This is a genomic window from Peribacillus saganii (assembly GCF_003429095.1).
In the GTDB taxonomy this organism is placed as follows: domain Bacteria; phylum Bacillota; class Bacilli; order Bacillales; family DSM-1321; genus Peribacillus; species Peribacillus saganii.
The window spans coordinates 34,179-49,429 of record NZ_QVTE01000021.1 but is presented as its reverse complement, the minus strand read 5'-3'; the positions used below and the strand labels follow the sequence as shown (position 1 = coordinate 49,429).

The window sequence follows — 15,251 nt, the reverse complement described above, 5'->3', positions numbered from 1 at the left end:
TCTTATGCTTGTCAGGGCTGACCAGGGCGCTTCCGCTTTTCTTTTATAACAAATATTTTTTCTTTATTAAATTATTTTTACATTTTTATTGCAAAAATAGAAGAAAGATCCGATATAACCCTCAGTGCTCAATTAGATTTCTGAATTACTGAAGAAGGGTTGGTTTATGAATATCAAAAGAACGGGTATACTTGCTTCTATGACACTTTTATTTTTATTTGGATTATCAGCTTCAGTTCATGCAACAAATGGCATCATCAATGTAAAGGATTATGGAGCAGCAGGTGATGGAGTTACAGATGACACATCTTTCATTAAAAAGGCATTGTATTATGGAAGAAATAAAAAAGTTTTTTTCCCTGAAGGAACCTATTTAGTAAGTGATACTTTAACTGTTAAGGAATACACGGAATTGTTTGGAAGTAACTCAATTATAAAAGCAAAATCTGAAGGATTGACCATGCTAAGGGCATATGGGGAAAATATCAATATTCACGATCTAACTATAGATGGTAACCATTTTGTGCTGCGCGGGATAACGATCATGAATGGATCAAAAAATGTACTATTGCATTCGGCTACATTTAAAAATTTTGGGCAGCCATCCATCAAACCCCACTCAAATTCAACTCCGATTGGAATACGGATTGAAGGCGGAGCAGAAAAGATTATGCTGGATAAACTAGTTATTCAGAATGTATTTGCAGATAATGTTTCCTCCGAGGTTGGCTGGGACCATAAAGTTGCTAGAGGGATTCTAGTCAGCCCTGCCCTTGAATCTCAGCCAGCCAGCAAGGATATTACGATTCAAAACTCCACCATATCGGAAATTGGGCCCAAAGATGACGGAGATGGCATTGTAGTCCAGGGTTTTAAAACTGATGTGGGTCTGAAAATCATAAACAATACTTTTAAAAAGACTCACAAAAGGGCAATTAAAATTCAATCGCCAGGTGCAGAGATAAAAGGTAATCATATCACTAACAGCTTTAAAGCCAACAATTTTTATGAAACCTATGATGTAAGCAATAAGTATGACATGTGGTCGGCAATATCAGTATACGCAGATCAAGTCATTGTTGAAAACAATGTGATCGATGGAATTGGGAGTTATTCTGCGGCAATCGATATTGCTGGCGGAAATAGTGTGGCTGTGAAGGGAAACACCATTGCCAATGGCAATGAAGCTAATTATTCTGAATCTGATTTGATCCGTATAAATAAAGGCTACGATGGAACTTATGTATTCAAAGATATTTCAATCCAAAATAATTCATTCATGAATGGCAGATTTGGTGTAAATGTTGTAGCAAAAGTAGAGGGCCTGTCTATTGCGGAAAATTCTTATTATAATATGGTCAATGAAATAAACAGCAAATACTAATTAGCAATAAATAATAGCCCCAAGCAAGCTGCTATATCGCTTGCTTGGGGCTTTTTTGTGTTTACTTGCTGCGATCGAATGGATACTTCATTATACAGCCAAAAAGGAAAGAACCCTGAGGCATGCTGACATGGTTATCACTTAAAATTTATTAGTCTGCAGAATTTAATAGATTGAGGTATTATCCTTAGACATACTTTCCACTATCTCTTTTATTCTTGCCAGGAAACGTCCGCATACCAGCCCATCCAGTACGCGGTGATCCAATGACATGCATAAGTTAACCATATCTCTGACTGCAATCATTCCATCAATGATGACAGGCCTTTTCACAATGGACTCAACTTGAAGGATTGCTGCCTGAGGATAGTTTATGATGCCCATAGACTGCACAGAGCCAAAGGAACCTGTATTATTGACAGTAAATGTGCCTCCCTGCATTTCCTCGGACTTTAGCTTTCCGTTTCTTGCTTTTGATGCAAGCTCGGTTATTTCCCGAGCTATTCCTTTAATTGTTTTTTCATCTGCATTCTTTATTACCGGCACAAATAAGGCATCTTCTGTGGCAACAGCGATTGAAATATTAATATCCTTCTTCTGGATAATTTTATCCCCGGCCCACATAGAATTGATTTGCGGGAATTCCTTTAGTGCTTGTGCAACAGCTTTAACAAAAAATGCAAAATAAGTAAGATTAAAGCCTTCTTTCTGTTTAAATTCATGTTTTATGGAATCGCGGTAAGCTACCAGGTTTGTAGCGTCCACCTCGACCATAGTCCAGGCATGAGGGGCTTCATGCTTGCTGCGAAGCATATTTGCCGCAATCGCCTTCCGTACGCCCGTGACAGGAATTTCAGTGTCTCCAGCAGCCGGCTGGACAGGGAGTGATTCCTGCTTCCTCCCTGCTGTTTGAGGAGCCGGCTGTTTAACCTGCTCTTGATCTGGAGGTGCAGCTTCTTGTGAAGATGTAGATGGGGCTGTACCTGGTTTTGGTATATTTCCGGATTCGATTAGCTTTAACAAGTCTTTACGGGTGATCCGTCCTTCTTTTCCAGTACCGCTTACTTGAGTCAGGTCAATTCCATACTCCTGTGAAATTTTCAGAACAGCGGGAGAGTACCGGACCTTGCCAAACTCTGTACCTTTTGCAGCCTGGGCAGCTGGCTCCTGTTCCCTTACCGTTGCTATCTCTTCACCAGGGGCAGCTACTTCGGCCTCTTCATTGCCGCCGGATATTTCAATTGTACAGATGACTTCTCCAACAGCTAAGGTTTCATCTTCTCCTGCCAGCAATTCTTTTATAACGCCTGTAAAAGAAGAGGGAACCTCTGCGTTAACTTTATCGGTCAATACTTCGGCGATTGGATCGTATTTATTCACATGGTCTCCAGGGGAGACAAGCCATTTACTGATGGTACCTTCCGTAACACTTTCCCCTAGCTGGGGCATTTTCATTTGTTCGATAGCCAAAGCCTAAACCTCCTTTTGCCAATGCAGAGCTTAATACTCAGCCAGCTCACGCATTGCTTTTTCAACTTTATCTGGGTTGACCATAAAATATTTCTCCATCGTTGGTGAATAAGGCATTGCTGGCACATCTGGACCGGCAAGTCTCATGATTGGAGCATCAAGATCGAACAAACAGTTTTCCGCAATGATCGCTGATACCTCACCGATTATGCTGCCCTCCTTGTTATCCTCCGTGATAAGCAGTACTTTCCCGGTTTTTGAAGCAGCCTCCATGATAGCCTCTTTATCCAAAGGATACACTGTGCGCAAATCAAGGATATGAACAGAGATTCCATCGCTTGCAAGCTTTTCGGCAGCCTGAAGAGCAAAATGGACACAAAGGCCATAGGTGATAACAGTAATGTCATCGCCTTCACGTTTAACATCAGCTTTACCAATAGGAAGCACATAATCGTCAGCCGGTACCTCTCCTTTGATCAATCGGTATGCGCGTTTATGTTCAAAGAAAAGTACAGGATCCTCATCACGGATGGAAGCCTTTAGAAGCCCCTTCACATCATAAGGTGTGGAGGGCATTACAATTTTCAAGCCAGGCTGATTGGCAAATACAGCTTCTACCGATTGAGAATGGTACAAAGCTCCATGGACACCGCCGCCATATGGAGCCCGGATAACAATCGGACAGGTCCAATCATTGTTCGAGCGGTAACGAATGCGGGCCGCTTCTGAGATAATTTGGTTTACCGCAGGCATGATAAAATCAGCAAATTGCATTTCAGCAATTGGCCGCATCCCATACATAGCAGCACCAATACCTACACCTGCTATCGCTGATTCGGCAAGCGGAGCATCTATTACACGCTGCTCGCCAAACTGGTCATATAAGCCCTGGGTCGCTTTAAACACCCCACCCTTTTTTCCCACATCTTCTCCGACAACAAATACTCGGGAATCTCTTTCCATTTCTTCGCGAATTGCCATAGTTACAGCATCAATATACGAAATTACCGGCATCCGAATTCCCCCTTACTTCTCTGCATAAACATATTTCATTGCACTTTCAGCTTCTGCATATGGTGCATTCTCAGCATAATCCGTTGCTTCATTTACAATTTTCATTACTTTATCATGAATCGCTTTTTCAGCCTCATCATCCATTACACCGGTCTCTTTTAAATAAGCTCCGAAAGTGATAATAGGATCCTTAGTTTTTGCTTCAGCAACTTCATCCGGCGCACGGTAGCTCCGGTCATCATCATCGCTTGAGTGAGGAGTAAGCCTGTAGGAAACAGCCTCGATAAGCGTTGGACCCTCCCCTCGTCGGCCGCGGTCGGCTGCTTCCTTCACTGCAGCATAAACTTCAAGCGGATCATTCCCATCAACCGTAATTCCAGGCATTCCGTACCCGATCGCCCTGTCTGAAACTTTTTCGCAGGCCAGCTGTTTTTCAATTGGCACCGAAATAGCATATTTATTGTTTTCACACATGAAAATAACGGGCAGCTTATGGACTCCGGCAAAATTGGCACCTTCATGGAAGTCGCCTTGGTTGGAGGAACCTTCTCCAAACGTTACGAACGTGACAAGATCCTTGCCCTCCATCTTTCCTGCAAGCGCAATACCTACTGCATGTGGAACCTGGGTTGTAACAGGCGAAGAACCTGTTACAATTCTGTTCTTTTTCTGTCCAAAGTGACCCGGCATCTGGCGGCCTCCAGAGTTTGGATCCTCTGCTTTTGCAAATCCGGATAGCATTAGATCACGTGCTGTCATTCCAAAAGTGAGCACAATACCGACATCACGATAGTAAGGCAATACGTAGTCCTTTTCACGGTCCAAACCGAATGCTGCACCAACCTGGGCAGCTTCCTGGCCTTGGCAGGAAATAACAAACGGTATCTTACCTGAACGGTTTAATAGCCACATCCGTTCATCAATCCGTCGTGACAACAGCATCGTTTCATACATTTCCAATACGGTCTCATCACTGAGTCCCAATGCTTTATGACGATTTTTAACCATTCAAAATCCTCCTTTTTAGAAAAGCGAAAAGCGCCTTGACAGAAGAAGGACAGCTAAGTTCGCCACGTCCTGTGGCAACGCTGTTCTGACCCACATCGTGTGAGCCTCCGTCAAGCATAAGACGAATTCCGGAGGAAGGCGTTCTTTGCCTTCTGGAGGAATTTGGCTTATGACCTCGGGGCCGGCTAAGATCGCCACGTCCTGCGGCGATGCCGGCACTAGCACGTCGTGTGCTTCGGGGCTGGGTGCTGGAAGCTAAACATCTATACATATTCAAAAAGTTATCATCTTAAATTTGATTGATCCAGGAAGTGACTTGAAAAAGCAGTTGTTTATCCTATCAGAATCTATTTATGAATGAATGGCTAGGCCATCAACTGCCAGTGCTGCTTCGCCGATAGCTTCGGAAAGGGTCGGGTGCGGGTGGATTGTTTTAGCCACTTCCCAAGGTGTTGCATCAAGGACTCTTGCCAGGCCGGCTTCTGATATCATATCAGTTACATGCGGCCCAATCATATGGACACCCAGTATGTCATTCGTTTTTTCATCTGCCACAATCTTTACAAAGCCGTCAGACTCCCCAAACACAAGCGCTTTTCCAATCGCTCTAAACGAAAACTTTCCTGTTTTTACAGTATAGCCTTTTTCTTTAGCTTCCGACTCGGTGAAGCCAACACTGGCTGCTTCCGGGGAAGAATATATACATTTCGAAACGAGAGAGTAATCGACGGCCTCGGGTTTTTCACCTGCGATATGTTCTACAGCCGTGATACCTTCATGTGATGCAACATGGGCAAGCTGCATGCCGCCGATGCAATCCCCTATTGCATAAATATGTGATTCCTTCGTCTGATAATATTGATTTGTAACGATATAACCCTTTTCAATTTGAATTTCTGTATTCTCTAGGCCGATTCCTTCGGTATTTCCCTGTCTTCCTATGGATACGAGGATTTTTTCTGCAGAGAATGCCTCTGTTTTGCCCTTTACTTCGGCAGAAATAGTTACCTGTTCCCTTCTCTCTAACGTTTTAGGCAGAACTTTTGCCTCAGTTATGATTTTGACGCCCCGTTTCTTCAGAAGTCGCTGCATTTCCCTGGAGACTTCCTGATCTTCTGTTGGGATGATTCTGTCGGCATATTCAATCACTGTTACTTCAACACCAAAATCATGCAGCATGGATGCCCATTCTATTCCAATTACTCCGCCACCAACAATAATAATTGACTTGGGCAGTTTTTCAAGCTGAAGTGCTTCATCTGAGGTTAATACCTGCTGCCCGTCTTTTTCTAAGCCTGGAAGAGTCCTTGGCCTTGAGCCAGTGGCAATAATAACATTTTTCGGAATGAGCATTTCATTGTCTGCACCATTGTTCATTTCAACAGAGATCGTTCCAGTCATCGGTGAAAAAATCGAAGGGCCTAGTATACGCCCGGTTCCTTCAAATACCTCGATCTTCCCCTGCTTTATTAAATGCTGTACACCTTTGTGCAGAGACTCTACGATGGTTGTCTTCCTTTCCTGAACCTTGCCAAAATCCAGGCTGACCTCACCGGTGATAACCCCGAATTCCGCGCTCTTTTTTACTGTGCTAAATACCTCTGCACTACGTAATAAGGCCTTGGATGGTATGCAGCCCCTGTGGAGGCATGTGCCCCCAAGCTTTCCTTTTTCAACGATTGCTGTCTTTAATCCAAGCTGCGCAGCGCGGATTGCAGCCACATAACCGCCCGTCCCTCCGCCAACTATTACTAAATCAAACTCTTGAGCCATTAAATAACCTCCTGATTAAGACATTGGGTAATGCGATCTTCTGCTATAGCCTTCAACCCCTTTTCCCCAGAATGAAGAATTACATCTGTAACCACTCATTCCGGGAAAAAATTACACAAACAAATACTTTGCCATATGTATGGCCGCCAGTCTGCATTACTCGCGTCCGCCTTTCCTAAAAGCACGCACTGGCTGCACCGATTTTCTTTGCCATCTGACCCCCATTGCAGAATAAACAAGTTTGGCCTGTTCATTTCACTCAGCAATCATTTTTCAAATTTGCCGAACATCTACCGTGATATCAGACAATGCCGTTTTGCCTGCAATATTTTCATGATTTTCCACTGTAATAATCCTCTTAAAAAGAAAGCTTTCACCAAATCTCCTGTACAGCGCTTTCGCCTCTGGCCAGAAGGGGCCCTTCCATGCAAACCCATTGCATCGATGCCCCCATCATTTGAGTGTAATCAAGAGTCACACGCCACCAAATGCCGCTAAAGAGATTAGCGACGTCGATTTAAAATGTGTTTTTCATTCAGCAAAAACTGGCTGCGGGAATTTCTCATACGCTCAATTCTTTCTTCCGCCATTCTGTCTGCAGCTTTATAAGTTGGTATGCAATCACGCTTTGCAATTGAAATTACTTTTTCAATATTACTGTAGACGCCTTCCACTTTCTTCATTGCCCGGTCACTATTATATCCATACAATTCATCTGCTACATTAATTACTCCTCCGGCATTAATTACATAATCAGGAGCATAAACAATACCTAATTCGTGGATGATATCTCCATGTTTTGTATCCTTCAATTGGTTGTTTGCCGCCCCTGCTATTACCTTAGCTTTGATTTGTGGAATGGTGGCGTCATTAATAACTGCACCAAGTGCGCAAGGAGCATAAATATCGCATTCAACACCATAAATTTCATCTGGGTCCACAGCTTTGGCTCCAAAGTCCTCTACTGCCCTCATAACGGATTCCTTATTAATATCCGTTACGATTAGCTTGGCTCCTTCCTCATGCAGGTGGCGGCACAAATTATATGCCACATTGCCCACCCCCTGAACTGCGACAACCTTGCCTTCCAGGGAATCGCTTCCGAAAGCTTCCTTAGCTGCAGCCTTCATGCCGCGGTACACTCCAAAGGCTGTTACAGGTGATGGATTCCCAGACGAACCAAATGCAGGGGAGATTCCAGTCACGTAATCTGTTTCTTCATGGATTATATCCATGTCAGCAACCGTTGTGCCAACATCTTCCGCTGTAATGTACCGTCCGTTCAGCCCTTGGATGAAGCGGCCAAATGCCCTGAACATTTCTTCGTTTTTATCCTTGCGCGGATCTCCGATAATAACGGTTTTTCCGCCTCCAAGATTCAGTCCAGCAGCTGCATTTTTATAAGTCATTCCCTTTGCAAGGCGAAGCGCATCTTCAATTGCTGCTTCCTCAGAGGCATAAGTCCACATACGGGTTCCCCCTAATGCAGGGCCCAATGTGGTATCGTGAATGGCGATGATTGCTTTAAGCCCTGATTGTTTATCCTGGCAAAATACAAGTTGTTCGTAATCATATTGTTCTAGATATTTGAAAATTTCCATGAAATTTTCCTCCTGATATTGTTTTAAAAAAAGATTAGCACATTATCGTTTGTTAATTTTCTCCGGCCGTGCAAGTGCCAATGATATGGCTTGCTTTCGGTGGAATCAGACCTGGAGGTAAAAAATCGAACGACTTGCAGTCGTTTTCCACAAGTGTCTGTATTTTCAAGCAGTACAATCCCTTTTGTACAACACTCTAGTCACATATATATTACTTGCAAGATGCGTGCCAAAACCCCACCCCTTGAAGAAAGCGCTTTCTATTTTTTATATCTGCAAAATTTTGCATGAACACGAAAATTATTGCATGCCAATTGTTTCAAGGTTATATTTTTCAAGCTTATAATATAAATTTCGGACAGAGATTCCCAATGACCTTGCCGCTGCAGTTTTATTGCCCTTGTGTTCTTCCATTTTTTGTTTAATAATTGATCGCTCGTAATTGTCCATCATCAAGGATAACGGTTTGCCCGACAGGTCTTTGTTTATTAATGGCACCTTTACGTGTCCCCCATCCTGCTCATTGTCCTGAAGAAACTCAGGAATATGCTGTTCATCAATCATGGTTTCTGAAAGCTTCATAAAAATAATTGCCCTGCCCAGAATGTTCTCAAGTTCACGAACATTGCCTGGCCATTCGTACATCGTTAATTTCTGTAATGCCATAGGGGTTATCCCTTCAATACTTCGGCCGTATTCCTGGTTAAGCTTCTGGATTAGATGCTCTGACAGTGCCGGAATGTCTTCTTTTCTTTTACGGAGCGGCGAAATATGTATTGGCATCCGGTTTAACCGGAAGTATAAATCCTCACGGAAGGAACCGCTGACAATGGCCTTTTCCAGATTTACATTAGTTGCTGCTATTACTCTAACATTAATCGGTACGGCCTTTGTCCCTCCAACACGGAGTATTTCGTTTTCCTGAAGCACCCTTAGCAGCTTGGCTTGGGTGCTTGGAGTAAGCTCTCCGATTTCATCAAGAAAAATGCTGCCGTTATTTGCCTCCTCGAACAGGCCTCGCTTCCCGCCGCGCTTTGCCCCCGAAAAGGCTCCTTCTTCATAGCCAAACAGCTCGCTTTCTAGCAGGGATTCTGATAGGGCTGCACAATTCACCCTTATAAATTTATTAAATTTCCTGTCACTGGCATTATGAATGGCATGGGCAAACAATTCTTTTCCGGTGCCGGATTCCCCGCGAAGAAGAACCGTTGCGGGAGTTTTTGCACTTAGCATCCCTTGGTCTATAGCAAGGGCCATTTCATCAGAAATCCCAATAATATCTTCAAATGAATACTTGGCTTCCAGAGTGCGGATTATCTGCCGGGCTCTGTTAAGCTCCTGATTTAATTGCTGAATTTCAGACATATCATGAATAACACCGACGCTGCCTTTCAATCTTCCATCAACTATAATTGGGGCCACGTTTACAATAACCTCCCGCTTTCCAGGGCCAACACGCATATTCGTTCCGCGAACAGCCCTTCTAGTTTGCAGGACCTGCATATGCATGCTTTCGCCTTCATAGATATCCGTTGTAGCAGGCTTCCCTATTACTTCTTCTTCCGTTAGCCCGGTAATTCTTGTATAAGCAGGATTTATCAATATACCATGCCCCATTTCATCCACAACGGATATGGCATCGTCGCTTGATTGAATGATTGCCTGGAGCATTGTTTGAATTTCCTTTAAATTGGTAATTTCTTCAGCAAGATCTACAACTTGGGTAATATCTTTAAATACTGCAAAAGCCCCATATACTTCACCGTTTTCGCCAAGCATTGGAATCCGGGTGGTAATAATTTTTCGGCCATTTGCCAGCACCTGTTCCTGATTGGCCTCAATCCGCTTTTGCGTTAATACTTGCGGTAGCCTGCTGGTCTCGATAACTTTCACTATATTCTTGCCAATTGCTTCTTTTCTGCTGTATCCAGTCATCCGCTCGGCACTTTTATTAAAAAAGATTATCTTCTCCTCATCATCAACAACGATCATCCCATCGTCCGTTGAATTGAAGATTAAATCCCACTTTACCGATTCAGCCTGAAGCTTGCCAATCAGCATTTCTTTTTCCTCGAGGAGCTTGGCGATTATAAATGCAACTGAGCCCGGTATTAAGGCTGTTCGATTCACAGCTGTCTGCCTTAATTTAAGAAAAACTTCCTGGCTGCCGGTTACGTCAATTACTAAATCATATGTATCATCAAGAACAGCCGACCAATCTGTTGCAGTTAGGATATCGAATCTTGAAGCCAATTTAATGCCTGGTGCGTTCTGATCAATGTCAATAACAGCGGCCACAGATAAAATATCAGACTCTAGCAATATTTTCAAAATGGCTGTTCCGCCATTTCCGGCCCCTACAATCATTACTTTTTGCATGAAAAGCCCTCCTAGTCAAATGCTTCTGCTTTTCTTATTGCAATGTTTTTCATTAATCCTCTGCAAAGTGTTTCACTTTTTATTTATATTGTAATCTTAATTAAAAGGGGAGACAAATTTATGCTAAAGGCAGTTCTTGACAAAAAAGCAATATGACTTATCATTTCTTATGTATATGTCTTAATTGGAAGGGATTCAATTGCTATGAAACGGTTGATTGCGTTTGTGATACTTTTTATTCCTGGTGCACTTGCTGCTTATGGAATAAAGTTAATGAGAGATATGGTATTTGGAATATTGCAGCACCCATTTACTCTATTATGGGTTCAATTATTGGCAGGTTTGATATTAACTGTCGGCGGGATAGGATTTATCGCGGGTTTTGTTCTTCATCGTGACCGTAAAAAACAAAAGGTACAAGATCGTTTTAAGTAGACAGCGAGCAGACGGTATTGGGGAGTTTAGCAAAATCAGGCGTGTTAATTTGTGAGGATTACATCAACCTTCCAAAAAAGAAAATAAGAAGGTTAAAAAGCACCCATTGGCTGACAGACTGCTTTCTCCTTATGAGTATGCAGCCTGAAACCGTTGAGTGCTTTATTAATTCTTCCTGTTTAACTTTTTATAATTTCATTACAGCTAAAGCTGCTTTACTTCTGTTTGTAGTGTTTTGGCTTTTTATGGAAGTATATGGGAGGCTAAATCGATTTCTTCCATGATTCAGTCTAATCACCATTTCTTGCTTTGTCCCTAACAGCCACAAATTGTGGAAATCAGTTTAGGCAGCTTTCCAACTAAAAACGCTCTGACTACAAAAAGCAAGCGCTACGTATTTTTTAATCGGGAGCCAATGCCACCAATATCCGCATTAACATTGCTATTCTTGTTAAAAAATTGATCTCTCATTAATACAACCTTTGCCGGGAAATCAGTAATAATGGCGCTGCAGCCGACTGCAAGAAGGTTTTCTATGTCTTTCTCCTTATTAACTGTATAAGGGCGCACGGCAACACCTGCTTCAATGGAGGCTCGAATAATTTCATTCGGAACAGCTTTTATGTCTGGGTGGATTGCCCCCGCTCCTAGCGATCGAGCGTATGCCCACGGCATATGCAACCCGTCCCGATAGAGCGGCGCAATCTCGATTTCCTCTGCGATTTTTTTACAAAGTACAATACTATAATGATTAAAAGATGAAAGGATTATCCGATCTTCAAGTCTGGCTTCCCTCACAAGCTTAATCACCTTTTCTTCCATACCTGGATAAAAGAATTTACTGTTTTTCAGTTCTATATTACATAGGAGACTATTTCCTCTAAGCCAGTCAATAAGTTCCTGTAATGTCGGAATCTCAGTCTCTCCATATAAATGGCTGAATTTATTGCTTGCATCAAATTTTTGCAGTTCTTTCAAACACTTATCCTTTACAAAACCGCTGCCATTTGTAGTCCGATCCAGTGATTCATCATGAATGATAACCACTTCCCCATCACTGGTTAATTGAACATCCAGTTCAATTCCATCTGCGCCTGCACGCCGGGCTTCCTCAAAGGAAATCATAGTATTTTCCGGATGGGTACCTGCCGCCCCCCTATGGCCATAAATCTTCACAATGTAACCTCCTTACGGGTATGATTTGATTTCAGCTTTTTATTACAGTCCTTGATTTTTTAATCGTTGCTTGGATGAATAACGATTCTGTGGGAGTGTAGTTTGATGCCAGATTTCGTATTATGTATACTACTCGAAGTGCATAATATTATTTTCAGAATAGAAAGTCCCTTTTACACCAGAATTCAGTTTTTTCTTTAGATGTTTGATTTCCAGTTGGGTGTCAGGGAAAGCAATTTGGCCGATACATACTTCACCCTCCCCTTTCGTCTCCAGCATTTCCATAATGGATTTGCGTTTTTCTTCTAGGGTGAAGATGCGATGCATCAATGCATCAAAAATATCTCTTGTTTCTTCAAATTGTTTATGCTGAGAGGTATTAAGCTTGCCCATAAAGCTGTCAAATACTTCAAGCTTCCGTTTAAGCTTTTCAACCTCCATTACTTTTTGCTTATATTCCATTAGCATTTCATCCAGCTCAGCTTTTAGTTTTTCCCGATTAAAACCAGCAACATGGATAACTGTTTTCCTTTCCAGCCTATTGCCGATTATCCCAGCAGTCACTTTGCTGCGCGCTTCAATAATGCCGCCAATCAGTTTTCCCTTCGATCCATCCGCGATGATACTTTTTGCTTTTAATATGGATCCCAGGGAATAGAAGCCAATATGAATGTTTTCTCCAGCTTCCAATGTGCATTCATTGGCATGCTTAAGGAAAATGTTTTTCGCCGCTAATACGACGGACTGGCCTTTTCCGAAAATGCCGCCTTTTATAAAAATATCACCTCTCTTGGATTCTAGACGATTAATTCCGCTGATGCCCAGCTCACTCAAAATAGAAATATCCTTGGTTGCAGTAACCTCAAAGCCATCCATAACTGTTCCCTTAACCGTTATGCTGCCAATGAAATCAAGATTTCCGGTTTCGATTCCTACATCCCCATCAATAACTAAATGATCACCAACAACGATTTTTCCGGCTTGGAACTCTACTACACCTTCTATAAGTGCCCTAAGGACAGTTTTTCCGTCTTCCTCAAACTCGCCGATAGTTTTATGATCATAAAACAGCTTCTTATTAGTGCCAGGTTTAGGATGGATAAAGTCGCCTGTAACAGTCTTCCCTGGTTTACCGTCTTTGGGAGGAATCCTCTCCCCCAACCAGTCTCCTTTTTTTACCTCATCTATAAAATTCATTTCGTAATAATTAGCTTTGCCATCTTCCATTATTTTTGGTTTTCTATCAGATCTTTTAAAATAGGTAACGACGGCATCTTCGCCATTAACCGGCTCGACACCCTCTGCGATAAGTATTTCTTTTCCAGCCTCAAGCTCACCCTGCAGCACCTCTACCTTAATGCCTTCCCGGACGTTATGATAATGCAGCAAATCAAGAATTTTAGAGACATATGTATCGTAATTGCTGTCCAACTCTTCCTGCGTGCAGTAAAGACGGATTTTAGCAGTCATCAGATCTTTCGAAAGATTACATTCCACTTCAGGCTTAAGCACACCTACCTCTACCTTTTCCCCGGTGGCTGAGTCGACGGCTTCCTTTAAAAGCAAAAACTTATTAAGGTTTACGCGCGGGAGATTGGAAAGTAGCTTATTTATCATCAGGAGAGGATAACCTTTTTTGATTACCGTTATAAATACAAAGCCGTTTTCCTCCTCCAGTAATAGGAATTCATTTCTTACTATTTCCACTTATATTCTATCCTTCCTACGAGTGATTGCCTAAGCTACCTTTAGTATAAAAGAAACCAAAATTACTTTGTGTTAAATTTTCCATTAAAAATAATTTCTTAGCAAAAATAAAAGCTTTTTGACAATTCTGTTAAAAAAGGGAGAAACTTCATTTTCAGATCGAACCTGCAAAAATTCTTATCCAAAATAAGGAATCTCAAAAGATAAGTTCTAATGCTGTCTTTTCACGGAAATACATTCCAGCCAAAAAAAAGACCAATGTGACAATTGTCATTGGTCTTTTCACGAAATTACTTTAATGACAGCTGACTAAGAACGAATGGCGGCAGCTTAGCTACGCCCCTAACCGTTTCAAGAAGCTTTGTGTTCAAGACGCAGCTTATCTGCAACAATCGCGATGAATTCTGAGTTTGTTGGTTTTGCTTTAGACATGCTCACTGTGTAGCCGAAAAGTGATGAGATCGATTCTATATTTCCCCTGCTCCACGCCACTTCGATAGCGTGGCGTATCGCGCGTTCCACGCGGCTCGCAGTTGTATTGTACTTTTTTGCAATATCCGGATATAACACTTTTGTAATGGAACCAAGAAGCTCTATGTCATTATATACCATTGAAATAGCTTCTCTTAAGTATAAATAGCCCTTTATGTGTGCTGGTACGCCAATTTCATGGATAATACTGGTAATGCTGGCGTCAAGATTCTTCGGTTTATTATCTGGGGTGCTTCTGAAAGAAAAGGAAGACGCTTTCTTGGGAAAGCTACTCGCTTTACCGCTAACCTGACGGATATGACTTGTAAGGTTTTCCATATCAAATGGTTTTAATATGAAATAGGATGCACCTAAATCGACTGCCTTTTTCGTAACATCCTCCTGGCCAAAAGCAGTTAGCATAATTACATTAGGCATAGGGCCTTTTTTTAATTCACGCAGCTTTTCAAGTACAGCAAGACCGTCCAGGTGGGGCATAATGATATCGAGAAGCAAAATATCAGGGCTTATATTCTCAAGCAAATTTAAGCATTCCTGTCCATTATGCGCTACTCCTACCACTTCCATATCATCCTGGGAGGCAATATACTCCCCTAAAAGCCCCACGAGTTCTCTATTATCATCCACTACACACACTTTTATTTTAGTCACCCTTGGTTCCTCCTCAAGAACGTTCATGTTTCTTTCCAAATATTATAAATTCTATTGTAAGGTAACTTTTCGACAATGGGAACCAAAATCCTTTTAATTTTTGATTTTTTATATAAAATAACCGAAACGCTCTATTTTCCTCCTTCTTTCTCATGTTTTCG

The 15,251-nt window shown here is 42.1% G+C and carries 11 protein-coding genes; 2 read left to right on the top strand and 9 right to left on the bottom strand.

Annotated elements, in window-relative coordinates:
- Positions 1 to 166: 166 nt before the first annotated feature.
- Entirely contained in the window at positions 167 to 1,384 is a 1,218-nt protein-coding gene (locus D0469_RS08895) for a glycosyl hydrolase family 28-related protein (RefSeq protein WP_117326391.1), read from the top strand.
- A 165-nt stretch (positions 1,385 to 1,549) separates the two neighbouring features.
- Here D0469_RS08895 and D0469_RS08890 read toward each other — a convergent pair whose 3' ends face one another.
- From D0469_RS08890 to D0469_RS08865, 6 genes are all read right to left on the bottom strand, one after another.
- Positions 1,550 to 2,854 (bottom strand): dihydrolipoamide acetyltransferase family protein, encoded by a 1,305-nt coding sequence (locus D0469_RS08890; RefSeq protein WP_117326390.1) that lies wholly within the window; start codon positions 2,852 to 2,854, stop codon positions 1,550 to 1,552.
- A gap of 30 nt (positions 2,855 to 2,884) precedes the next feature.
- Entirely contained in the window at positions 2,885 to 3,868 is a 984-nt protein-coding gene (locus D0469_RS08885) for an alpha-ketoacid dehydrogenase subunit beta (protein ID WP_117326389.1), read from the bottom strand.
- 12 nt (positions 3,869 to 3,880) lie between these two features.
- On the bottom strand, positions 3,881 to 4,876 hold the full coding sequence (locus D0469_RS08880; protein WP_117326388.1) for a thiamine pyrophosphate-dependent dehydrogenase E1 component subunit alpha: 996 nt from the start codon (positions 4,874 to 4,876) through the stop codon (positions 3,881 to 3,883).
- 351 nt (positions 4,877 to 5,227) lie between these two features.
- On the bottom strand, positions 5,228 to 6,649 hold the full coding sequence (lpdA, locus tag D0469_RS08875; protein ID WP_117326387.1) for a dihydrolipoyl dehydrogenase: 1,422 nt from the start codon (positions 6,647 to 6,649) through the stop codon (positions 5,228 to 5,230).
- 503 nt (positions 6,650 to 7,152) lie between these two features.
- Positions 7,153 to 8,250, bottom strand: a complete 1,098-nt coding sequence (bcd, locus tag D0469_RS08870; RefSeq protein WP_117326386.1) for a branched-chain amino acid dehydrogenase — start codon at positions 8,248 to 8,250, stop codon at positions 7,153 to 7,155.
- 300 nt (positions 8,251 to 8,550) lie between these two features.
- On the bottom strand, positions 8,551 to 10,629 hold the full coding sequence (locus D0469_RS08865) for a sigma-54 interaction domain-containing protein (protein ID WP_117326385.1): 2,079 nt from the start codon (positions 10,627 to 10,629) through the stop codon (positions 8,551 to 8,553).
- Positions 10,630 to 10,833: 204 nt separating this feature from the next.
- Between D0469_RS08865 and D0469_RS08860 the strand changes: the two genes are divergently transcribed.
- Positions 10,834 to 11,064, top strand: coding sequence for a DUF2627 domain-containing protein (locus D0469_RS08860; RefSeq protein ID WP_117326384.1), 231 nt, complete (start codon positions 10,834 to 10,836; stop codon positions 11,062 to 11,064).
- A gap of 390 nt (positions 11,065 to 11,454) precedes the next feature.
- Here D0469_RS08860 and D0469_RS08850 read toward each other — a convergent pair whose 3' ends face one another.
- From D0469_RS08850 to spo0A, 3 genes are all read right to left on the bottom strand, one after another.
- A complete protein-coding gene (locus D0469_RS08850) occupies positions 11,455 to 12,240 on the bottom strand; it encodes a glycerophosphodiester phosphodiesterase (RefSeq protein WP_325048938.1) in 786 nt (261 codons plus the stop codon).
- Positions 12,241 to 12,369: 129 nt separating this feature from the next.
- Positions 12,370 to 13,947, bottom strand: a complete 1,578-nt coding sequence (locus D0469_RS08845) for a DUF342 domain-containing protein (protein ID WP_117326381.1) — start codon at positions 13,945 to 13,947, stop codon at positions 12,370 to 12,372.
- A 351-nt stretch (positions 13,948 to 14,298) separates the two neighbouring features.
- On the bottom strand, positions 14,299 to 15,117 hold the full coding sequence (spo0A, locus tag D0469_RS08840; RefSeq protein WP_117326380.1) for a sporulation transcription factor Spo0A: 819 nt from the start codon (positions 15,115 to 15,117) through the stop codon (positions 14,299 to 14,301).
- Positions 15,118 to 15,251 lie beyond the last annotated feature (134 nt).